The sequence below is a fragment of the Tsukamurella asaccharolytica genome (assembly GCF_007858435.1).
Classification (GTDB): Bacteria; Actinomycetota; Actinomycetes; order Mycobacteriales; family Mycobacteriaceae; genus Tsukamurella; species Tsukamurella asaccharolytica.
The window spans coordinates 127,178-149,319 of the sequence record NZ_VIGW01000004.1 but is presented as its reverse complement, the minus strand read 5'-3'; the positions used below and the strand labels follow the sequence as shown (position 1 = coordinate 149,319).

Below are 22,142 nucleotides of genomic sequence, written 5' to 3'. Positions count from 1 at the left end.
GGCTTCAGACGAGCGGAGTCCATGAGCGAGTACACCGTCGGATTGTTGTACCCGGGACGTGGCCCCGCGGGGCTGTTCGGGCCGTCCTGCCTGAGCTGCACAACGCTGGCGGCCGACGACATCAACACCCGGGGCGGGCTCCTCGGGCGCGAGTTGGTCGTGCGGCCCATCGATTCGGCGACGGGGGTCGCGAACGTGACCCGCGAGGTCGAAACCCTCCTCGCGGCGGGCGAGATCGACGCCATCGTCGGCTGGCACACCTCCGATGTGCGTCGCGCCCTCTCGGCACGACTGGATCTGCGCGTTCCCTACGTCTATACCGCCCTGTACGAGGGCGGCGAATCAACGGCCGGCGTCTTCCTCACGGGGGAGACGCCGGAGGACCAGATCCGTCCGGCCCTCGGGTGGCTGCGCCGCGAGCGCGGTCTGCGCCGGTGGTGGATCGTGGGGAGCGACTACCTGTGGGCACGCGACAGCGCGAAGGCCTGCGTGCGCTTCGCGCAGAGCCTCGGCGACGACCTCGTCGGTGCACGCTTCGTCCCCGTCGGCACGCAGGACTTCTCGGCCGTGATCACCGACATCGCGCGCTCCGACGCCGACGGCGTCCTGATGCTGCTCCTCGGGCAGGACGCGGTGGAGTTCAACCGGTCCTTCGCGGCGGCGGGCCTCGACGGCGCCTTCGTGCGCTACTCGCCGCTCATGGACGAGCACATGCTCATGGCCTCGGGCCCGGAAGCCACCCGCGACCTGTTCGCCTCGGCCGGTTACTTCGATTCCGTGGTCACGACGGAATCGATGGAGTTCGGCGCCCGCTACTTCGGTCGGTTCGGCCCCGACGCCTGCACACCGACGTCGATGGGCGAATCCTGCTTCGAGGGCATGCTCCTGCTCGAGTCCCTGTTGTCGACGGTGCGCAGCACGGACGTCCGCGACATCATGGCCGGCGCCGGCCGCGTGCAGTACGAGGGGGCTCGCGGCAACATGGCACTCCGCGACGGCCACGCGCACCAGCGGATGTACCTCGCCCGCGCGGAGGGCTGTGATTTCGACGTGATCGATCAGCTCTGACGCCGCGAACGACGAAGGCCCGGATCGCTCGATCCGGGCCTTCCGCTGTACCCCCGATGGGATTCGAACCCACGCTACCGCCGTGAGAGGGCGGCGTCCTAGGCCGCTAGACGACGGGGGCTAGAACTGGTGCCACGACGCCGAGGCGACGCAGCAATTCGATGAAGGTATCACACCAGCATCGAAACGTACCCCCGATGGGATTCGAACCCACGCTACCGCCGTGAGAGGGCGGCGTCCTAGGCCGCTAGACGACGGGGGCTAGGACTGCGCCCTCCGCACGCGGAGGGCGCTGTCACGCTGGCCTACCAGGACTCGAACCTAGAATGGCTGAACCAGAATCAGCTGTGTTGCCAATTACACCATAGGCCAATGACTCTCCCCGAGGTCGTTTCCGACCTCGTTTTGAGCCGCGATCAAGCTTACCCAGCCGCACTGGGAACGCCAAATCGCCAGGTCGTCCCTACTGTGGGGCTGCGTCGTCGGCAGGCACCAGGCTGCGGGCGGCGGCGAGGCGACCCAGGGTGCGTTCGCGGCCGAGCAACTCCAGCGACTCGAACAAGGGCGGGCTGATCGGCGAGCCGGTGACGCCGACGCGGATCGGCGCGTAGGCCTTGCGGGGCTTGAGCTCCAGCTCCTCGATGAGCCGGCCCTTGAGAGCCGCCTCAATGGCCTCGGCGGTCCACTCCGGCACCGCCTCGAGCGCGGCGATGCTCTCGTCGAGCACCTGCGCGGCGTCGGCCTTGATGTTCTTCGCGGCGGCTCCGGGATCGACGGCGAAGTCGGCCTCGTCGACGTAGAGGAACTTCAGCAGGTCCCAGGCGTCCGAGAGGACCACGATGCGGGTCTGCACCAGCTCTGCGGCGGTGCCGAACTCGGGGCCGAGGCGCGCGCCGTCGACGAAGCCCCGCTCGACGAGGAAGTCCCGCAGGCGCGCCTCGAAATCCGCCGGCGCGAGGAGGCGGATGTGCTCGGCGTTGATCGCGTCGGCCTTCTTCTGATCGAACCGCGCCGGGTTCGAGTTCACCCGGTGCACGTCGAAGGCGGCGATCATCTCGTCGAGACTGAAGACGTCGTTGTCCGGCGAGATCCCCCAGCCGAGCAGCGCGAGGTAGTTGAGCAGTCCTTCGGGGAGGAAGCCGCGGTCGCGGTGGTGGAAGAGGTTCGACTCGGGGTCGCGCTTGGACAGCTTCTTGTTGCCCTCCCCCATGACGAAGGGCAGGTGCCCGAACTCGGGGGTGCGCTCGGCGACGCCGATCTTCTCCAGCGCCTCGTACAGCGCGAGCTGTCGCGGCGTGGAGCTGAGCAGATCCTCGCCGCGCAGTACGTGCGTGATCTTCATCGTCGCGTCGTCGACGGGGTTGACGAGGGTGTACAGCGGATCGCCGTTCGCGCGCGTCAGCGCGAAGTCCGGCACGCTGCCCGCGGCGAAGGTGGTCTCGCCACGCACCATGTCGTTCCAGGTGAAGTCGTGATCGGGCATCCGCAGGCGCACGACGGGGCTGCGCCCTTCGGCGCGGAAGGCGGCCTTCTGCTCGTCGGTGAGGTCGCGGTCGAAGTTGTCGTAGCCCAGCTTCGGGTTCCGGCCGGCCGCGACGTGCCGCGCCTCGACCTCCTCCGGCGTCGAGAAGGCCTCGTAGGCGTATCCACCCTCGACGAGGCGGCGCACGACGTCCAGGTGGAGGTCCTTGCGCTCGGACTGGCGGTAGGGACCGTACGGACCGCCCACCTCGGGCCCCTCATCCCAGTCGAGCCCGAGCCAACGCAGCGACTCGAGGATCGCGGCGTAGCTCTCCTCGCTGTCGCGGGCGGCGTCGGTGTCCTCGATGCGGAAGACGAAGGTGCCACCCGTGTGTCGCGCGTGGGCGAAGTTGAACAGCGCGGTGCGCACCATGCCGACGTGCGGGGTACCGGTGGGCGACGGGCAGAAGCGCACGCGCACGGCCCCGGGCGCGGCGGCGTTCGACGGTGCGGCGGAAGACTCGGTCACGGGTCCAGGGTAGTCGCCGGATTCTCTCCGACTGCAGCGCGGAGACCTCGCCGGCGCCCGCGGGGCCCACCGCAGGGCCCAAGGGCCCGACTCAGCGGTCCTCGGCGAGGCTGGTCAGCGTGCCGATCCCCTCGACCGTGACGGCCACCTGCTGGCCCGCAGTGATGGGGCCGACCCCCTCCGGGGTGCCGGTGAGGATCACGTCGCCCGGAAGCAGGGTCATGACCGAGGAGATCCACTCCACGATGTCGCCCACGGAGTGGATCATCAACGAGGTCCGCGAGTCCTGCTTGATCTGTCCATCGAGCTCGGTGTAGATCCGCGCGTCCGACGGGTCGAACTCCGTCTCGATCCAGGGGCCGAGCGGGCAGAAGGTGTCGTAGCCCTTACCGCGCGTCCACTGGCCGTCGTGGCGCTGCTGATCGCGCGCCGTCACGTCGTTCGCCACGGTGTAGCCGAGGATGACGTCCTTCGCCCGCGCGGCGGGCACGTCGCGGCAGGGCTGGCCGATGACGACGGCCAGCTCGCCCTCGTAGTCCACCTGCTCCGAGCTGCGCGGCAGCTTGATCGACGCCAGCGGCCCGATGATCGAGGTGTTGGGCTTGATGAAGATCACGGGTTCCTTGGGCGCCTCGCCGCCCATCTCCGCGGCGTGGGCGGCGTAGTTCTTGCCGATGCAGACCACCTTGCTGGCGAGGATCGGGGCGAGCAGCCGCACGTCGTCGAGCGCCCAGCTGCGGCCGGTGAACTCCGGTGTGCCGAAGGGATGCTCGGAGATCTCACGAGCCCGGGCACCGTCCCCCGGGTCCCCCTCGATGGCCGCGAACGCGACCCCGTCACTGCTGGCGATTCGTGCAAGGCGCATGCGACGAGCCTACCGTTCGACGGCAATACTTCGATCAGCTAGGCTTCATCTCACAATGTAAACTTATCGTTCCACTGATTGGGATTGACATGGAGATGTCGGCCACCCGCCGCTGGTGGATCCTGGTGGTGTCCATGACCGCCGCGATCACCACGACCGCCGCCGTGAACTGCACCGCCTTCCTCATCCCGCAGCTCATCCGCGACGGCCTCTCAGTGCAGAGCGCGGGCCTGTTCGCCGCCGCCGCGCCCGCCGGCCTGCTGCTGACCACCATTTTCTGGGGCGCGATGATCGATCGCTACGGCGAGCGCCGTGTCCTGCTGATCAGCCTGTCGGGCGCGGTCATCGGCCTGGGCGCCACTGTCGGCGCGTTCGCCGCGAACGCCCCCCTCGCCGTGTGCGCCGCCGGCCTGTTCGTCGCGTCGGCAATGGCTGCGAGCGGGAACGGCGCGAGCGGCCGCATCGTCGTCGGCTGGTTCCCCGCCTCCAGCCGCGGCACCGCCATGGGCATCCGACAGACCTCGCAGCCCCTGGGCATCGCGCTGCTGTCGTTGACGATGCCGTTGCTCGCCAACCGCGCCGGGGTGACGGCGGCGATGCTCGTGCCGCTCGCGGTGGCCGTCGTTTCCGTCGTCCTGGTCTGGGCGTTCATCGTCGACCCGCCCCGGCCCGAGGCCGGGCCCGCCGCCACGGAGGCGCGCGCCAACCCCTACCGCGAGGACTCCTTCCTGGTCCGCATCCACGCCGTCTCGCTGCTGCTCGTGCTGCCGCAGGGCGCGATCTGGACCTGGGGAATCACCTGGCTGATCGTCGGGCTGCACTGGGTGCCGGCTACCGCCGGACTGCTGGTGTCGGCGAGCCAGCTCTTCGGCGCTCTCGGCCGGATCGCCGCGGGTGCGTGGTCGGACCGGCTGGGATCGCGCACCGCACCGATCAGGTGGATCGCGCTGGCGGCCGCAGCAGCGATGGGCGCACTGGGTGCGCTCGCCGCGATCGGCTCCCCCATCGCGGTCGTGGTCTTCCTGATCGCTTCGGTGGTCACCGTCGCCGACAACGGTTTGGCGTTCACGGCGATCGCCGAGAAGGCGGGCCCGTTCTACAGCGGCCGCGCACTCGGCATCCAGAACACCGGGCAGTTCGTCGCGACGACCGCCGCCGGCCCGATCCTCGGCGCCCTCATCCACGCGACGAGCTTCGGCGCCGCCTTCGCCATCGTGGGTCTGGCCCCGCTGATCGCCTACCCTCTGGTTCCCTCCGACGCGCAGCGGGCGGACCGGGTGAAGGAAGCACCGTCGCTCCCCCTGAAATGACTTAACAGCGTTAGCCCAGGGCGCTTCCTGGGAAAACGCCTGCTGCTAACGCTGTTAAGTCAGGGATGGGGGCGACGCGACGGTGCCCGCCGTAGGAGCGGCCGACGGGTTATGCGGTAAGGGCGGCGGCGATGCGGTCGCCGACCTCCGTGGTGCGGATCGGGGCGTCGCCGCGGGAGGCGAGGTCCGCGGTGACCGCATCCTCGATGCGCCGCGCGCCCTCCGCGTTGCCGAGATGCCGCAGCAGCATCGCGGCCGACAGGATCGCCGCGGTGGGATCCGCGACACCCTGGCCGACGATGTCGGGGGCGCTGCCGTGCACGGGCTCGAACATCGACGGGTTGGCGCCCGTCGCGTCGATGTTGCCCGACGCGGCGAGGCCGATGCCGCCGGAGATCGCGCCGGCCTCGTCGGTGAGGATGTCGCCGAAGAGGTTGTCGGTGACGATGACGTCGAACCGCGACGGGTCGGTGACCAGGTAGATGGTCGCCGCATCGATGTGGCTGTAATCCACGGAGACGTCCGGGAACTCGGTGGCGACCTCGTCGACGGTGCGCTGCCAGAGCGAGCCGCCGAAGACGAGCACGTTCGTCTTGTGCACCAGCGTCAGCTTCTTCCGGCGGGTGCGCGCCAACTCGAAGGCAAAGCGCACCACGCGCTCCGCGCCGAACCGCGTGTTCACCGACGTCTCGTTGGCGACCTCCTGCGGGGTGCCGACCCGGATCGCGCCGCCGTTGCCGGTGTACGCGCCCTCGGTGCCCTCGCGGACCACGACGAAATCGATCTCGCCGGGATTCTTCAGAGGCGACTCCACGCCCGGGAAGAGCTTCGACGGGCGCAGGTTCACGTGGTGATCGAGGGCGAATCGCATCTTCAGCAGCAGACCGCGCTCGAGCACGCCCGGCGGAACCTTGCGGGGATCGCCGATGGCGCCCAGCAGGATCGCGTCGTGCTCGCGCAGAGATGCCAGATCCTCATCGGTGAGCAGCTCACCGTTGCGCTCATAGCGGCGTGCACCCAGGTCGTAGTCGGTGGTGTCGACCTCGCCGACCACCGCGCGCAGCACCTTGAGCGCCTCCGCCGTCACTTCGGGGCCGATGCCGTCCCCGCCGATCACGGCGAGCTTCACGAGAGGTCCACCTGCGCGACCGTGGTGGCGGCCACCGCATCGGCGATCGACTGCTGGACCTCCGCCGAGACGGGCTGGCTCACGCGCAGCAGCACCGTCGCGCCCGTGCCCTCGGCGTCCTGGCTGAGGGCTGCGGCCTGGATGTCGATGCCGGCGTCGCCGAGCAGGGTGCCGATCTTGCCGAGCGATCCCGGCTGATCGCCGTACGCGATGAAGAGATTCAGGCCCTCGGCGCGCAGGTCGAAGTTGCGGCCGTTGATGTTGGTGACCTTCTCCACGCGGCTCAGGCCCGACAGGGTGCCCGCGACGTTCTGGACGGTGCCGTCGCCGTACACGGCGCGGACGTCGACCAGACTGCGGTGGTTGGGGCTCTCCGAGACCTTCTCCAGCTCGACGGTGACGCCGCGCTCTTCCGCCAGGGCGGGGGCGTTGACGAAGGTCACCGCGTCCTCGATGACGGCCGAGAACAGGCCGCGCAACGCCGAAAGCTGCAGGATGTCGACGTTCTCGCTGGCCAGCTCACCGCGGACGGTGACGCCGATCTTCTCCGGCAGCTGCCCCCCGGGCAGGCCGCCCAGCAGCACGCCCAGCTTGCGGGTGAGCTCGAGCCAGGGCGCGACCTCCTCGTCGACGGCGCCGCCCTTGACGTTGACCGCATCCGGGACGAACTCGCCGGCCAGGGCCAGGCGGACGCTCTTGGCGACGTCGGTGCCGGCGCGGTCCTGGGCCTCCGAGGTGGAGGCACCGAGATGCGGCGTCACGACGACCTGCGGCAGCTCGAACAGCGGGCTGTCGGTGCAGGGCTCGGTCTCGAAGACGTCGAGGCCGGCGCCGAAGACGTGCCCCGAGGTGATGGCGTCCGCGAGGGCCTGCTCGTCGATGAGGCCGCCGCGGGCCGCGTTGACGATGACGACGCCCTTCTTGGTGCGGGCCAGCGCCTCGCGGCCGATCAGACCCTTGGTCTCCGGAGTCTTCGGGAGGTGCACCGAGATGAAGTCGGCCCGCTCGAGCAGCTCGTCCAGGGTGAGCAGCTCGATGCCGAGCTGCGCAGCGCGGGCCGGGCTGACGTAGGGGTCGTACGCCACGATCTTCGTCTCGAACGCCGCGAGGCGCTGCGCGACGAGCTGGCCGATGCGGCCCATGCCGACGACGCCGACGGTCTTGCCGAGGATCTCGACGCCGTTGAACGAGCTGCGCTTCCAGGTGTGCTCGCGGAGGGTCTTGTCCGCCGCGGGGATCTGCCGGGCGGTGGCGAGCATCAGCGCGACGGCGTGCTCGGCGGCCGTGTGGATGTTCGACGTGGGCGCGTTGACCACGAGGACGCCGCGCTCGGTGGCGGCGGGCACGTCCACGTTGTCGAGGCCGACGCCCGCCCGGGCGACGATCTTGAGCTTGGTGGCGGCCGCGAGGACCTCGGCGTCGACGGTGGTCGCGGAGCGCACGAGCAGCGCGTCGGCCTCCGGAACCGCGGCGAGCAGCGCGGGGCGGTCGGGGCCGTCGACCCATTTCACCTCGACGTCGTCACCGAGCGCCTCCACTGTCGACGGTGCCAGCTTGTCGGCGATCAATACCACGGGACGGGTCACTTGCGCTCCTCATTCACGGTGCCGGTTGCACCGTCAGCTTAGTGACCTGGTGCTCGGCCGATCTCCGGCGGGTCGCGCGGCGCCGGGCATCGAGCACCGCGCAGCAGAGACCCGCCACGAACATGGCCAGGCACAGACCCAGCGCGAGAACCAGCCCGCCCGCCTCGTGCGGTCGGGCGAGGTACAAGCCCGACGTGGCGGTGAGCGCCACCGTCGCCGACAGGCGCTGGACCAGTTGGAGGAATCCCGCCGCCACGCCGTTCGCCGCGGGCGGGGCGTACTCCAGGGTCAGGGCGCGGTTGGGGGCGTCGACGAGGCCCGACGCCACACCCGACGCGGTGGACAGGAACGCGACCGCGATCAGCACAGCCGGGGTGCTGAGCAGGTCGACGGCGCTCACGTACGCCACGACGATCACCGCCTCGGCGAACAACGCCCAGACGACGGTCGCGCGACCGAAACGGGCCGCGACCCGCCACCCGATCCCCGAGGACGCCGCCATGGCGAGACCACCTCCCACGAGCACCAGCGCCGCCTGCAGGGCGCTCAGCCCCTGCCGCTCGATCAGATACATCGTGAGTACGGTGTTCGCGGCCAGCGCCGCACCGAAGTAGAATGCCGCCACGCCCGCCCCGAGGGTGAATCCACGCGCGGCCACCAGGTCGGGGACGAGCACCGGGGTGCCGCCGCTGCGCGCGTAGCCGCGCTCCCAGCGCACGAGGAGCACGACGACCGCGCCGGCCGCGACCAGGCAAGCGCCCGTGCCCGCCGCTCCGAGACGGGCGACGAGCGGGACCAGCACCAGCAGGACCGCGGCGGCCAGCAGCACGAGCCCGACGAGGTCGAACCGCGCCGCGCCGCGCCGCGCACCGTCGCGCCGCAGGAACACCGCCGCCCCGATCAACGCGAGCACCCCGAACGGCACGTTGAGCGCCAGCGCCCATCGCCAGCCGGTCTCCTCCCCCGCGAGGGCCAGCACCAGGCCCCCGGACACCGGACCGGCCACGCCCGCCAACCCGATGGCCACGCCGTAGGCGGCGAGCGCGCGGGCGCGCAGGATCCCGGTGAACCGATCGGCGATGATTCCCAGCACCTGCGAGCTGATGACACCGGCAGCGGCGCCCTGCAGCAGGCGCGCGCCGACGACCTGCCACGCGCCGGCCGCGAGGGCGGACACCAATGCGGCGGCGGAGAACACCGCGACACCGCCCAGGAACAGCCTGCGCCGGCCGAGCACGTCGCCGAGCCGTCCGGCCGGCACCAACGCCAGCCCGAAGGCGAGCGAGTAGGCGGCGAGCACCCACTGGGTCTGCCCGGTGGTGGCGCCGAGCTGGGCGCGCAGTGCGGGCAGCGAGATCGCCACCGCGCCCGAGTCGAGCAGCGTCGCGAATCCCGCGAGGCAGCATACGAGCACCTCCCACCGGTCACGGCCCTGCGGCATCGGTGGTGCGGGCGCCCTGGTTCGAGTCATCTCCACGACGAATGCAAAGCCGTGCGGGCCGTGCACATTTCCCCCGGATCGGGATGATCCGAACCGTTGACGCCGGACCCCGGCGGGACGAGCGTGGTGCCGCGGACGACCACCCGGCACGAGAGGGAAACCACATGGCGCAGAACCCGTTCGCCTCCGCGGACCGGCCGACATCGGAGGGGCCGCAACTGCATCTCGGCGTCGCGCTGGACGGCGCCGGATGGCACCCCGCCGCGTGGCGCGAACCTCACGCGCGGCCGCGCGACCTCGGCGCCGGCGGATACTGGACCGACCTCGCGACCGAGGCCGAGTCCGGCCTCCTCGACTTCGTCTCGATCGAGGACAGCCTGCGGGTGCCGTCGCACGACGTCGGCCGGGTCCGCAGCCGCATCGACGCGCACCTGATCGCCGCCCGGATCGCGCCGGCCACCGCGCACATCGGACTGATCCCCACCGTGACGACGACGCACACCGAGCCCTTCCACGTCTCGACGGCGATCGCGACACTCGACTACACGTCGCGCGGTCGCGCCGGCTGGCAGCCGCGGGTCTCCCCCACCGCAGCGGAGGCGGCGCACTTCGGGCGCCGGACAATCGTGGACCCGACCTCGGCGGAGCTCGCGGGAGCGGAGCCCTCGCAGGCATTGGCCGACCTCTTCGAGGAGGCCGCCGACGTCGTCGAGGTGGCCCGCGGGCTCTGGGACAGCTGGGAGGACGACGCCGAGATCCGCGACGTCGCGACGCGGCGCTTCATCGACCGGGACAAGCTGCACCGCACGGACTTCTCCGGCCGCTTCTTCTCGGTTCGCGGTCCGTCGATCACACCCCGACCGCCCCAGGGGCAACCTGTGGTGGCGGCGCTGGGGCACGCGCCGATCCCGTACGAGTTCGCCGCCCGCGCCGCCGATCTGCTGTTCGTGACCCCCACTCTCGCGGATGGACCCGCGCCGGTCCTCGCCCTGGTCGACGAGGCCGTCCGCCGCGTGGGGCGCGACGGAGAGCGGCTGCGGGTGTACGCCGACGTGGTCGTCCTCCTCGACGGCACGACCGAGTCCGGCGCCCAGCGTCTGGCCCGGCTCGACGCGGCCGCCGGATCCCCTTTCAACTCCGACGCGGCGATCTTCACGGGCTCCGTGGACGAGCTCGCCGACCTTCTTCTCGTCTGGTCCGACGCCGGCGTGGACGGGGTGCGCCTGCGCCCCGGTGCGCTCCCCGACGATCTCACCGCGATCACCCGTGGCCTGGTCCCGGCGCTGCAGGCGCGCGGCCGGTTTCGCACCGAGTACCCCGACGGCTCGCTCCGCGCCCTGCTGGGACTGCCGTCGACCGTCCCCAACCGCTACGCGACCGTCTGAGGTAACCCGATGAGCGAGAACAAGAAGCAGGTCATCCTCGGCGCCTACCTGGGCGGGGTGAACCACCACACCGCGTGGTGGCACCCGGACGCGGGCAGCCAGATCGACTTCAGCAGCTTCGAACACACTGCGCGCACCGCCGAGCGGGGCCGATTCGATTTCTTCTTCCTCGCCGAGGGCCTGATCCTGCGCGAGCGCGCCGGGCAGATCTTCGACCAGGACATCATCGGCCGCCCCGACACCTTCACGGTGCTGGCGTCGCTGGCCGCGGTCACCGAGCACCTCGGTCTCGCGGGAACGATCAACGCCACCTTCAACGAGCCCTACGAGCTGGCGCGCCGGTTCGCGAGCCTCGATCACCTCTCCGGCGGCCGCGCCGCGTGGAACGTGGTCACCTCGTTCGACGCCTTCACCGGCCAGAACTTCCGGCGCGGCGGCTACCTGGACCCGGCCGACCGGTACGTGCGGGCCGAGGAGACCCTCAACGCCGTCCGCACGCTGTGGGACAGCTGGGCGGGCGACGAACCCCTGGCGGACAAGGCGGGTGGCCGCTTCGTCTCCGATCCGGACACCGGCGACTTCACCGTCCGCGGCGAGCAGTTCGACATCGAGGGCACGTTCACCGTGCCGCGCAGCCCCCAGGGGCGTCCGGTGGTCCTCCAGGCGGGCGTCTCGCCGCAGGGGCGGCAGTTCGCGGCCGCGAACGCCGACGCGATCTTCTCGCCCTACGGCAAGCTCCCCGAGGCTGCGGACTTCTACCGCGACATCAAGTCCCGCGCCGTGGCAGCGGGCCGCGACGCCGACGACATCAAGATCCTGCCGTCCGCGAGCTTCGTCCTCGGCGACACCCCGGCGGAAGCCGCCGAGAAGCACCGCGAGGTGGTCCACGGCCAGGTCACCGGACAGACGGCGCTGATCCTGTTGGAACAGATCTGGAATCGCGACCTGTCCGGCTACGACCCGGACGGCCCCGTGCCCGCCGTCGATCCCGATCCCGATGCGCCGCCGATCATCCATGGCCGCGCCTTCGTCCATCAGGACCGGTTCGCGACGGCGCAGCGGCTGCGCGAGGTCGGCGAGGCGAAGAAGCTGTCGCTGCGCGAGGTCGTGATCGACCAGTTCGAGCGGGGCCCGCTGATCGGCACACCGGAACAAGTCGCGGCGCAGATCGACGACTTCGTCCAGCAGGACGGATCCGACGGCTTCATCCTCGGCTCGCACCTGGTGCCGACCGGGCTCGACGAGTTCGTCGACCGCGTGGTTCCGCTGCTGCAGGACCGCGGTGTCCTGCGGGCCGAATACGCCGAGCCGAGCACGCTGCGCGGCAACCTGGGGCTCCCGGTGCCGCACCGCCACCTGGAGGCGCGCACCTAAGGTCTCGTGCGGTATCGCCTGCTCAGCGGTCCATGACCGCTCGCCACTCGGCGCCGGGCTAGGCTCGCGGGCATGACCACCGGTACCGTCGTCGGCGGCGGGCCCAACGGCCTCGCCGCCGCGATCACCCTGGCCCGCGCGGGCGTCCAGACCACCCTGCTGGAGGCCGGCGCCACCGTCGGGGGCGGCCTGCGTTCCTTCGAGGCGATCGTGCCGGGGCTGATCCACGATCACTGCGCGGCGATCCATCCGATGGCCGTGGGCTCGCCGTTCCTCGCGACGGTCGGCCTCGCGCGGCACGGGCTACGCTGGCGCTCCGCCGAACTCGACTGCGTCCACCCGCTCGACGACGGCTCGGCGGGGGTACTGCGCCGCGACGTCGCCGACACCGCCGCGGGACTCGGGCGCGACGGTGCCGCCTGGCGGGCAATGTTCGGCCGGCCCGTGCGGAACTTCGACAAGATCGGTCCGTCGATGCTGGGGCCGCTGCTGCGGGTGCCGCGGCACCCGGTGGCGCTGGCGGGCTTCGGGGCGCCCACTCCCCTTCCCGCCGCGGCGCTCGCTCGCGCCTTCCGCACTCCGCAGGCGCGGGGGCTGTGGGGCGGCGTAGCCGCGCACGCCTTCCGGCCGCTGCACGAGCCGATGAGCTCGGCGATCGGCAAGGGCATGCTCACGGCCGGCCACGCCTACGGCTGGCAGGTCGCCGAGGGCGGCTCCGGGGCGCTCGCCGCGGCGTTACTCGCCGAGTTCGAGGATCTGGGCGGCCGGGTGGAGACGGGGGTGCGGGTGTCCGCGGCGAACCTTCCCACGTCCGATGTCACGCTCTTCGACCTCGACCCGCGCCAGGTCGCGGCGGTTCTCGGCGACCGCCTGCCCGTTCGCGTACGGCGCGCCTTCCGACGCTTCCGGTACGGGCCCGGCGCGTTCAAAGTGGACTTCGCCGTGGAGGGCGGCGTCCCCTGGACCAACCCCGACGCGCGGCGCTCCAGCACCGTCCACCTGGGCGGAGATTTCGCGGAGATCGCCGCCACCGAGCGGTCCATCGCCGCGGGGAAGATGCCCGAACGTCCCTTCGTTCTCGTCGGCCAGCAGTACCTCGCGGACCCCTCCCGCAGCGTCGGCGACGTCCACCCCGTCTGGTCCTACGCGCACGTCCCGAGCGGCTACACCGGCGACGCCACCGAAGCGATCATCGCCCAGATCGAGCGATTCGCCCCTGGCTTCCGGGAGCGCGTCGTGGGTACCGCCGTGTGCTCGACGACGGAGCTGTCGCGGTACAACGCGAACTTCGTCGGCGGTGACATCAACACCGGTTCCAAGGACCCGCTTCAGCTCGTCTTCGGCCCACGAGTCACCCTGCAGCCCTACGACCTCGGCTTGCCCGGCATGTACATCTGCTCCGCCGCCACCCCGCCCGGGCCCGCGGCGCACGGCATGTGCGGATTCCACGCCGCGACCCGCGCGCTCGACCGGCTCGGGCGCTGACGCCCTGCCCCGCCCGGTGCAGCGCGCCGCGGCGACGGCCTACTGTGCGGCGTACGCGGGCTCGCTGCGGAACCGGGAGATGCGGCCGTCGATGCCGCAGGCCCGCCACATGAGCTTCGCGAGCGGGTTCATGAGGCCGCACTTCTCGGCCATCATCCGCACGTCACCGAAGACGTCGCGCTTCATCTGCTGCGACTCCTCGGAACGCCAGAAGATGTCCTTCTTGACCGCCCGCGGGATGTCGAAGGTCTCCCAGAACTCCTTGGGCGGCATCATGATCATGGTCACCATGACGCGCATCGTGATCGGCAGCATCAGCGAGAGCACGAGCCGCGGGAGCACCCCGCGCGCGGGGATCCGGTGCTCGAGCAGCTGATGGGCGAAGCCGATGTGCCGGGCTTCCTCCGCCACGTGGATCTGCATGATCGAGCTCATCGCCGGGTGCTGCTCGGAGCCCGAGCGCAGGAACTGCTTCTGCAGGTGGTCGATCGGCTCCTCGCCGCCGAGCACCATCATGTAGAAGTACAGGGGCGTCATGGTCGCGAAGAGCGGCACGATCGGCGAGACGCGGCGCAGGAACCAGTTGCCGCCGGGCACGTCCATACCCACGCGGTTGACGAACTCCTGGAACATCAGCGTGTGCTGGCACTCCTCCTTCGCCTCGTGGGTGGCGTACCGGAACTCCGGCGAATTGTTCGGCAGCGCGGCGGTGTACTGCATGATGCCGCGGATCAGCATCGACTCGAACTGCAGGCCGACCTTGGCCACGTTGGCCTGGCGCCACATGCCGATCTCGATCTGCTTCGCCAGCGGCTGCTCCTGGTACCAGGGGTGGCGGCCGATCGGGTCGAACCGGGAGTCGCACACCCAGCGCGGATCGTCGGGCACGATCGCCAACTCCGGGGCGTCCCAGTCGATGTCGACATAGGGATCGAAATTCCGGCGCACCGAGGCCTCGGAGAGGTCGTTCAGCGTCTGCTCGTACTCCGCCTGGCCGGCGAAGGGCTTCCCCTGCGTGCGTCCCATGTGCGTGAGGGCCAGTCGCATCCACGTCTCGCTTCCGTCCGCAGCCATCGTTCTCGCGATAGCCGTTCGATGGGACTCTATCACTATCAATCAGCAGTGCTGGTTTCTTCGTCGAAGAACTACGCGTAGGACAGGATCAGCACGCCGGCGGCGAAGGCGAGCATGCCGAGACAGTTCACCCAGAACGTCGACCCGAGGAAGCCCGCGCGCACGTGCGCGATCGCGGCGCACACGAAGTAGGCGACGACGCCCGCGTTCGCCGCGACGCCCACGCCGGGGTACTCCAGCCCGGCGAACAGCCCCACGACCGCGACCAGCTTGATCACGACGAGCGTCCACCACCAGTCGCGCGGGAACCGCACCCCGTCGAGGCAGTCCTGAATGAAGACGGGCGGGCGCACCGACAACAACGCGTCGCCCAGCAGGACGACCGCGAGGGCGACGGTGAGCCACGGCCAGTGCGGCGTGTCGATGAAACCGTTGCTCATTGCGGACCTCCTTCTCCCAGGATCTGTGTGATCGCCTCGACGAGGCGCTCCGCTGCGGCCTCCTGCGTGACCGCCCCACCCGAGGTGGCGAACAGCAGGCCGATGTAGACGAAGTACAGGGTGCGGGCCGCAGCGCCGGCATCGGCGCACCCCGCGGCGGCGAAGACCTCCTCGAAGTCGGCCTGCAGCTCACCGGCGAGGTCACCGAAGGTCCGGGAGCGGTGCTTTCCGCGCGCAAGAACGGCCGCGTACTCGCGGGAGAGGTCGCCGTCGGTGTTGAAGTACGTGACGAACGGCCGGACGGTCTCGACGAGCCGGAGGGTCGCCTCGCCCGACGACAGCGGCGACAGGGGGTCTGCGGGCTCGCGCTGCGCGTGCACGGCCGCGATCCAGTCGTCGACGATCGCGATGAGCAGCGCATCCTTGTCGCCGACCGCCATCACGGTGCCGACGCTGACACCGGCGTCGGCGGCGATGCCGCGCACCGTCGTGCCCGCGAAGCCGTGGGCGCGGAAGGATCGGTCCGCGGCGGCGAGTACCCGCGCCCGGGTGCCGGCCTTCGCTTCCGCTCTCGACTGAACACGTTCATTGAACATGTTCAGTATGATAGTGGGCGCTGCCCGGACACGCAAGAGCCCCGTCGGGCGCGGGGTCCGACGGGGCTCTCGAGGTGGTGCGGGGTGGGACCTAGGCGGTCTCGGTGATCGGACGGTCGACCCAGCTCATCAGGTCGCGCAGCTTCTTGCCGGTGACCTCGATCGGATGCTCGGCGTTCTCCTTGCGGAGGGCCTCGAGCTCCTTGTTGCCGCCCTCGACGTTGGCGACGAGGCGCTTGACGAAGGTGCCGTCCTGGATGTCCGTGAGGATGTCCTGCATGCGCTTCTTGGTGTCGGCGTCGATGACGCGCGGGCCCGAGAGGTAGCCGCCGAACTCCGCGGTGTCGGACACCGAGTAGTTCATGCGGGCGATGCCGCCCTCGTACATGAGGTCCACGATGAGCTTGAGCTCGTGGAGGCACTCGAAGTAGGCCATCTCGGGGGCGTAGCCCGCCTCGACGAGCACCTCGAAGCCCACCTTGACGAGCTCCTCGGTGCCGCCGCAGAGCACGGCCTGCTCACCGAAGAGATCCGTCTCGGTCTCCTCCTTGAACGTGGTCTTGATGACGCCGGCGCGGGCGCCGCCGATCGCAGCGGCGTAGCTCAGCGCGAGCGCCTGGCCGTTGCCGGTCGGATCCTGGTCCACGGCGATGAGGGCGGGGACGCCCTTGCCGTCGACGAACTGGCGCCGCACGAGGTGGCCGGGACCCTTGGGGGCGACCATCGCGACGGTGACGTTGGCCGGGGCCTCGATCAGCTTGAAGTGGATGTTCAGGCCGTGGCCGAAGAACAGCGCGTCGCCGTCCTTGAGGTTCGGCTCGATGTCGGCCTTGAAGATCTCGGCCTGCGCGGTGTCGGGCGCGAGCAGCATGATCACGTCGGCCCACTCGGCGACCTCGGCGGGGGTGCCCACGGTGAGGCCCTGCTCCTCGGCCTTGGCGCGCGACTTCGAGCCCTCCTTGAGGCCGATGCGCACGTCGACGCCGGAGTCGCGCAGGCTCAGCGAGTGCGCGTGCCCCTGCGAGCCGTAGCCGATGACGGCGACCTTCTTGCCCTGGATGATGGAGAGGTCGGCGTCCTCGTCGTAGAACAGTTCGATTGCCACTGTGGTTCGGTCCCTTCTCGGTTTTCTGCAGTAGTGAAACTAGCGGGTCGCGGTGATCGACTTCGGACCGCGTCCCAGGGCGATGACGCCGGACTGCGCGATCTCGCGGATCCCGAAGGGATCCAGGACGGCCAGCAGCGCGTCGAGCTTGTCCGGCGTACCGGTGGCCTCGATGGTCACGGAGTCGGGCGAGACGTCCACGATCTTGGCACGGAACAGGTCGACGGTGTCGGTCACCTGGCCCCGCGAGGTGGCGTCCGCCCGCACCTTGATGAGCATCAACTCACGCGCCACGGACGTCGTCGAATCCTGTTCGACGATCTTCAGCACGGAGACCAGCTTGTTCAGCTGCTTGGTGACCTGCTCGAGAGGCAGCTCGTCGACCGTGACCACGATCGTCATGCGACTGACGCCTTTGACCTCGGTGCCGCCCACCGCGAGGGATTCGATGTTGAAACCACGGCGGGAGAAGAGGGACGAGACGCGGGCGAGCACGCCCGGCCGGTCCTCGACCAGAACGCTCAATGTGTGCGTGGTACTCACTTCTGCTCCTCCGAACGCTCCATCACGGCGTGGATCACGGCCGGCTCGTCGGCCGCCTCATCCTCGTCGAACAGCGGACGGATGTCCCGCGCCGCCATGATCTCGTCGTTGCTGGTGCCGGCGGCGACCATCGGCCACACCTGGGCATCGGCGCCCACGATGAAGTCGATGACCACCGGGCGGTCGTTGATCTCCCGCGCCTGCGCGATGATCGCGTCGACGTCCTCGGCGCGCTCGCAGCGGAAGGAGACGCAGCCCATCGCCTCACCGAGCTTGACGAAGTCGGGGATCCGCATCGAGTGCGTGGACAGGTCGGTGCTGGAGTAGCGCTGATCGTAGAACAGGGTCTGCCACTGGCGGACCATGCCGAGGTTGCCGTTGTTGATGACGGCGACCTTGATCGGGGCGCCCTCGATCGCGGCGGTGGCGAGCTCCTGATTGGTCATCTGGAAGCAGCCGTCACCGTCGATCGCCCAGACCTCCTTCTCGGGCGCGCCCATCTTGGCACCGAGGGCCGCGGGGACCGCGTAGCCCATGGTGCCGAGACCGCCCGAGTTCAGCCAAGTGCGCGGCTTCTCGTACTTGACGAACTGCGCCGCCCACATCTGGTGCTGGCCGACACCCGCGCAGTAGATCGCGTCGGGGCCCGCGGCGACGCCGAGGCGCTCGATCACGTACTCCGGGCTCAGCGCACCGTCGGACGGGGTGTTGTAGGCCAGCGGGTAGGTCTCGCGGATGCCGTCGAGGTACGCCCACCAGGCGCTGAGGTCAGGCGCGGCGATAGTGGCGCGGTCCTCGGAGATCGCGGCGATGAGCTCGGTGATGACCTCCTTGCAGTCGCCCACGATCGGGACGTCCGCGAACCGGTTCTTCCCGATCTCCGCGGGGTCGATGTCGGCGTGGATGACCTTCGCGTCGGGCGCGAAGGACTCCAGCTTCCCGGTGACGCGATCGTCGAACCGCGCCCCCAGAGTGACCAGAAGGTCAGAGCGCTGCAGCGCGGCCACCGCGCCGACGGTGCCGTGCATGCCGGGCATGCCCATGTGCTGCTGGTGGCTGTCCGGGAAGGCGCCACGGGCCATCAGAGTCGTCACGACGGGAGCGCCGGTCAGCTCGGCCAGCTTGAGCAGCTCCGCCGAGGCCTCGGCCTTGAGCACGCCGCCGCCGACGTAGAGCACGGGCGACGCGGCCGCGGCGATGAGGCGCGCGGCCTCGCGGATCTGCTTGCCGTGCGGCTTCGTGACGGGGCGGTACCCCGGCAGGTCGATCTGGGGCGGCCAGGAGAAGACGGTGTCCTCCTGCAGCACGTCCTTCGGGATGTCCACGAGCACGGCGCCCGGACGTCCGCTCTGGGCCAGGTAGAAGGCCTCGGCGATGACGCGCGGGATGTCGGCCGCGTCGTAGACGAGGAAGTTGTGCTTGGTGACGGGCATCGTGATGCCCGAGATGTCAGCCTCCTGGAACGCATCGGTACCGATCAGCGACCGGCCGACCTGGCCGGTGATGGCGACGATCGGCACCGAGTCCATCTGGGCGTCCGCGAGCGGCGTCACCAGGTTCGTCGCGCCCGGGCCCGAGGTGGCCATGCACACGCCGACCTTGCCGGTGACCTGCGCGTAACCGGTGGCGGCGTGGCCGGCACCCTGCTCGTGGCGCACCAGGACGTGGCGGACCTTCTTCGAGTCGAGGAGCGGATCGTACACCGGGAGGATGCAACCACCGGGAATGCCGAAGACCGTGTCCACGCCGATCTCCTCGAGCGATCGGACCACCGACTGCGCGCCGGTGACCCGCTCGGGGGCCACGATGCGGGCACCCTCGAGCACGCTGTGTGCGGCGTCGATTGCGACGTTCTGCTTCGAGGCGGCGGAATGCGCGCCGGGGATCCCGGCGCCGGGCTTACGGGCCCCGGGCTTCTGCCCCGGGTGGGGCCGAGCTGTAGGTGCGCTCACGATGTGACCTTCTGGTGCTCTTGCGGTGCTCTGCTCAATGGACATATCGACGTGCGGAGGTCGTCCGAAGCTATCCGGGCAACAAAAAACCCCCGTCAGCGGTAGCTGAGCGAGGGTAGCGCGTCGATGCTGGTGTGAAACGGTGGCAACCGGTTCAGGCGACGACGCGCCGACCGATTACGAGAAGCTGGTTGCTGTGTTTCACACGAGAGAAACTAGGCCCCGACGTGCAGCCGCGTCAAACCAGTGAGCACCGACGTCTCACACAGTGGGATTCTGCTGCCGCATGCGACAATGCATGTTATGAGCGAGCGCACGACGAAGCAGCCGGTCACCACCCGCACCGTGACCACCGACCACAGCGCGGACACGGCCGTGCCGATCGACGCCGGCGACCGCGTCGTCTTCAAGCACCCCCGCATCGCGCTGCTCGGCGTCGCGCTCTTCGCCGTGTGCATCGCCCCCATCGTCGGGCCGTGGACGGTCGGCCGCTCCATCGACGGCAGCGCGGCCGGCACCGGCGCCGCGATCCTCGGCTGGGCGCTGCTGATCGTCCCGGTCCTGCTCGCGCTGTGGGTCCTGCGCGTGCGCACCGTCATCGGGCCCGACGGGGTGCGCTCGGTCCGGGTCATCTCGACCACCACCATCGGGTGGGACGACATGGCAGGCATTAGGATCGGCCGCAACGGTGCGGTGTACGCAGTCCGCACCGACGGTTCCGAGGTGCGACTACCCGCCGTCACCATCAGCCAGCTCCCCCGCGTCGCGGTCGCCTCCGGCGGCCGGATCCCCGACGTCACCGCGGAATAGAACCCGCCGGACAGGCCTTTCCCTGTATCGAGGGAGCGCGTCTCCTCCACCAGCCCGCACGATACGAAGATCCGAGGCGAGAAGCACATGCCACCGCTCCGTTCCCGCACCACCACCGTCGGCCGCAACGCCGCAGGCGCCCGTTCGCTCTGGCGCGCCACCGGCCTCACGGACAGCGACTTCGGCAAGCCGATCGTGGCCATCGCGAATTCCTACACGCAGTTCGTGCCCGGTCATGTGCACCTCAAGGACATGGGCGAGATCGTGGCCGAGTCGGTGCGCGCGGCGGGCGGCGTGGCCCGCGAGTTCCACACCATCGCGGTCGACGATGGCATCGCCATGGGCCACGGCGGCATGCTCTACAGCCTGCCCAGCCGCGAGATCATCGCCGACTCCGTCGAGTACATGGCGAACGCACACACCGCCGACGCGCTGGTGTGCATCTCCAACTGCGACAAGATCACGCCCGGCATGCTCAACGCCGCAATGCGCCTGAACATCCCGACCGTCTTCGTCTCGGGCGGCCCGATGGAGGCCGGCAAGGCCGTCATCGTCGACGGGATCGCCAAGGCCCCGACCGACCTCATCACCGCGATCTCCGCCTCGGCGAACGACGCGATCGACGAGGCCGGGCTCAGCGAGGTGGAGCGATCCGCATGCCCCACCTGTGGATCCTGTTCCGGCATGTTCACCGCCAACTCGATGAACTGCCTCACCGAGGCCCTGGGCCTCGCGCTGCCGGGCAACGGTTCGACTCTCGCCACCCACGCCGCGCGGCGCGCGCTGTTCGAGCGGGCCGGCACCGTCGTGGTCGAGGCCGCGACGCGGTACTACCGCGACGGCGACGAATCCGTCCTCCCCCGCAACGTCGCCACCCCGGCGGCCTTCCGCAACGCCATGGCGCTCGACGTGGCCATGGGCGGCTCCACCAACACCGTCCTGCACACCCTGGCCGCCGCGCAGGAGGGCGAGGTCGACTTCGACCTGTCGACCATCGACGCGATCAGCCGCAAGGTGCCGTGCCTGTCCAAGGTCTCGCCGAACAGCGATTACCACATGGAGGACGTGCACCGCGCCGGCGGCATCCCCGCCATCCTGGGCGAGCTGCGCCGCGCCGGCCTGCTCGAGACCGACGTGCACACCGTGCACGAGCAGTCCTTCGACCAGTGGCTCGACGACTGGGACATCCGCTCCGGCAAGGCCACGGACGAGGCGCTGCAGCTGTTCCACGCGGCCCCTGGCGGGGTGCGCACCACGCAGCCCTTTTCCACCAAGAACGAGTGGGAGAGCCTCGACACCGACCAGGTGAACGGCTGCATCCGCGACGTCGAGCACGCTTACACCGTGGAGGGCGGCCTCTGCGTACTGCGCGGGAACATCGCTCTCGACGGCGCGATCCTCAAGACCGCGGGCATCGACGAGGACCTGTTCACCTTCGAGGGTCCGGCCGTCGTGGTCGAGTCGCAGGAGGAGGCGGTCTCGAAGATCCTGGGCAAGGAGATCAAGCCGGGCGACGTGGTCGTCGTCCGCTACGAGGGCCCCAAGGGCGGGCCCGGTATGCAGGAGATGCTGCACCCCACCTCGTTCCTCAAGGGGCGTGGATTGGGCAAGGTCTGTGCACTGATCACCGATGGCCGCTTCTCGGGCGGCACGTCGGGCCTGTCCATCGGGCACATCTCCCCCGAGGCAGCCGCCGGCGGCGTCATCGGACTGGTCGAGGACGGCGATCGCATCCGGATCGACGTGCACACCCGCGCACTCGAGCTGCTGGTCGACGACGAGGAGCTGGCGCGCCGCCGCGCCAAGATGGACGCCTCCGAGCGCCCGTGGCAGCCCAAGGAACGGCAACGCACCGTCACCACGGCATTGCGCGCCTACGCCGCCCTGGCCACCTCCGCGGACAAGGGTGCGGTCCGCTACGTCCCGTAAACATCCCCAACGCCGACGCCCGGCACTCCCTCACGGGAGTGCCGGGCGTCTGCGTAGGTG

At 70.1% G+C, this 22,142-nt stretch carries 18 protein-coding genes and 3 tRNA genes; 7 read left to right on the top strand and 14 right to left on the bottom strand.

From position 1 onward, the window contains the following. Nucleotides 1-21: 21 nt before the first annotated feature. Nucleotides 22-1,068, top strand: a complete 1,047-nt coding sequence (locus tag FK529_RS09830; protein WP_205124378.1) for a substrate-binding domain-containing protein — start codon at nucleotides 22-24, stop codon at nucleotides 1,066-1,068. 48 nt (nucleotides 1,069-1,116) lie between these two features. Here FK529_RS09830 and FK529_RS09825 read toward each other — a convergent pair. The 5 genes from FK529_RS09825 to FK529_RS09805 form a co-directional block, all read right to left on the bottom strand. Further along, nucleotides 1,117-1,189: transfer RNA gene (locus FK529_RS09825), tRNA-Glu, on the bottom strand. 68 nt (nucleotides 1,190-1,257) lie between these two features. Beyond that, nucleotides 1,258-1,330: transfer RNA gene (locus FK529_RS09820), tRNA-Glu, on the bottom strand. Nucleotides 1,331-1,368: 38 nt separating this feature from the next. Beyond that, nucleotides 1,369-1,440: transfer RNA gene (locus FK529_RS09815), tRNA-Gln, on the bottom strand. A 91-nt stretch (nucleotides 1,441-1,531) separates the two neighbouring features. Continuing rightward, a complete protein-coding gene (gene gltX / locus FK529_RS09810; RefSeq protein ID WP_269432089.1) occupies nucleotides 1,532-3,058 on the bottom strand; it encodes a glutamate--tRNA ligase in 1,527 nt (508 codons plus the stop codon). 91 nt (nucleotides 3,059-3,149) lie between these two features. Continuing rightward, entirely contained in the window at nucleotides 3,150-3,923 is a 774-nt protein-coding gene (locus tag FK529_RS09805) for a fumarylacetoacetate hydrolase family protein (RefSeq protein ID WP_146560808.1), read from the bottom strand. A gap of 89 nt (nucleotides 3,924-4,012) precedes the next feature. Here FK529_RS09805 and FK529_RS09800 point away from each other — a divergent pair, with 89 nt between their 5' ends. Next, complete coding sequence (locus FK529_RS09800; protein WP_146560807.1) at nucleotides 4,013-5,233, top strand: MFS transporter; 1,221 nt, start codon at nucleotides 4,013-4,015, stop codon at nucleotides 5,231-5,233. Nucleotides 5,234-5,342: 109 nt separating this feature from the next. Here FK529_RS09800 and FK529_RS09795 read toward each other — a convergent pair whose 3' ends face one another. Genes FK529_RS09795 through FK529_RS09785 form a run of 3 tightly spaced genes read right to left on the bottom strand, consistent with a single transcriptional unit; the run spans nucleotide 5,343 to nucleotide 9,419 of the window. Then, nucleotides 5,343-6,362 (bottom strand): 3-isopropylmalate dehydrogenase, encoded by a 1,020-nt coding sequence (locus tag FK529_RS09795; RefSeq protein ID WP_146560806.1) that lies wholly within the window; start codon nucleotides 6,360-6,362, stop codon nucleotides 5,343-5,345. Then, nucleotides 6,359-7,948, bottom strand: a complete 1,590-nt coding sequence (serA, locus tag FK529_RS09790; protein WP_146560805.1) for a phosphoglycerate dehydrogenase — start codon at nucleotides 7,946-7,948, stop codon at nucleotides 6,359-6,361. Before serA ends, FK529_RS09795 begins: the two co-directional genes overlap by 4 nt. Nucleotides 7,949-7,961: 13 nt before the next feature. After that, nucleotides 7,962-9,419, bottom strand: coding sequence for an MFS transporter (locus FK529_RS09785; RefSeq protein WP_146560804.1), 1,458 nt, complete (start codon nucleotides 9,417-9,419; stop codon nucleotides 7,962-7,964). Between the two features lie 134 nt (nucleotides 9,420-9,553). On the opposite strand from FK529_RS09785, the gene FK529_RS09780 reads away from it, so the two are divergent. The 3 genes from FK529_RS09780 (at nucleotide 9,554) to FK529_RS09770 (ending at nucleotide 13,633) form a co-directional block, all read left to right on the top strand. Beyond that, nucleotides 9,554-10,774, top strand: coding sequence for an LLM class flavin-dependent oxidoreductase (locus tag FK529_RS09780; protein ID WP_146560803.1), 1,221 nt, complete (start codon nucleotides 9,554-9,556; stop codon nucleotides 10,772-10,774). 9 nt (nucleotides 10,775-10,783) lie between these two features. Further along, nucleotides 10,784-12,148 (top strand): NtaA/DmoA family FMN-dependent monooxygenase, encoded by a 1,365-nt coding sequence (locus tag FK529_RS09775; protein WP_146560802.1) that lies wholly within the window; start codon nucleotides 10,784-10,786, stop codon nucleotides 12,146-12,148. A 72-nt stretch (nucleotides 12,149-12,220) separates the two neighbouring features. Next, complete coding sequence (locus FK529_RS09770; protein WP_146560801.1) at nucleotides 12,221-13,633, top strand: phytoene desaturase family protein; 1,413 nt, start codon at nucleotides 12,221-12,223, stop codon at nucleotides 13,631-13,633. A 39-nt stretch (nucleotides 13,634-13,672) separates the two neighbouring features. Here the strand turns inward: FK529_RS09770 and FK529_RS09765 are convergent, their stop codons facing one another. The 6 genes from FK529_RS09765 to FK529_RS09740 all read right to left on the bottom strand — a co-directional run bounded on the left by FK529_RS09765 (nucleotide 13,673) and on the right by FK529_RS09740 (nucleotide 19,343). Further along, nucleotides 13,673-14,680: an AurF N-oxygenase family protein gene (locus FK529_RS09765; RefSeq protein WP_146561033.1), complete on the bottom strand. Its 1,008-nt coding sequence runs from the start codon at nucleotides 14,678-14,680 to the stop codon at nucleotides 13,673-13,675. 98 nt (nucleotides 14,681-14,778) lie between these two features. After that, nucleotides 14,779-15,147, bottom strand: coding sequence for a DoxX family protein (locus tag FK529_RS09760; protein ID WP_146560800.1), 369 nt, complete (start codon nucleotides 15,145-15,147; stop codon nucleotides 14,779-14,781). Then, nucleotides 15,144-15,743 carry a TetR/AcrR family transcriptional regulator gene (locus FK529_RS20575; RefSeq protein WP_146560799.1) on the bottom strand — a complete coding sequence of 200 codons (600 nt, stop codon included), beginning with the start codon at nucleotides 15,741-15,743 and terminating at the stop codon, nucleotides 15,144-15,146. Before FK529_RS20575 ends, FK529_RS09760 begins: the two co-directional genes overlap by 4 nt. 91 nt (nucleotides 15,744-15,834) lie before the next feature. Next, nucleotides 15,835-16,848 carry a ketol-acid reductoisomerase gene (gene ilvC / locus FK529_RS09750; protein WP_146560798.1) on the bottom strand — a complete coding sequence of 338 codons (1,014 nt, stop codon included), beginning with the start codon at nucleotides 16,846-16,848 and terminating at the stop codon, nucleotides 15,835-15,837. Between the two features lie 39 nt (nucleotides 16,849-16,887). Beyond that, the gene (gene ilvN, locus FK529_RS09745; protein WP_146560797.1) at nucleotides 16,888-17,391 is read right to left on the bottom strand and encodes an acetolactate synthase small subunit; all 504 of its coding nucleotides are present in this window, start codon (nucleotides 17,389-17,391) and stop codon (nucleotides 16,888-16,890) included. After that, nucleotides 17,388-19,343, bottom strand: a complete 1,956-nt coding sequence (locus tag FK529_RS09740; RefSeq protein WP_146560796.1) for an acetolactate synthase large subunit — start codon at nucleotides 19,341-19,343, stop codon at nucleotides 17,388-17,390. Before FK529_RS09740 ends, ilvN begins: the two co-directional genes overlap by 4 nt. Nucleotides 19,344-19,646: 303 nt before the next feature. On the opposite strand from FK529_RS09740, the gene FK529_RS09735 reads away from it, so the two are divergent. Next, nucleotides 19,647-20,153: a PH domain-containing protein gene (locus tag FK529_RS09735; protein ID WP_158635091.1), complete on the top strand. Its 507-nt coding sequence runs from the start codon at nucleotides 19,647-19,649 to the stop codon at nucleotides 20,151-20,153. An 87-nt stretch (nucleotides 20,154-20,240) separates the two neighbouring features. Continuing rightward, nucleotides 20,241-22,082 (top strand): dihydroxy-acid dehydratase, encoded by a 1,842-nt coding sequence (ilvD, locus tag FK529_RS09730; RefSeq protein WP_146560794.1) that lies wholly within the window; start codon nucleotides 20,241-20,243, stop codon nucleotides 22,080-22,082. Nucleotides 22,083-22,142: the final 60 nt, after the last annotated feature.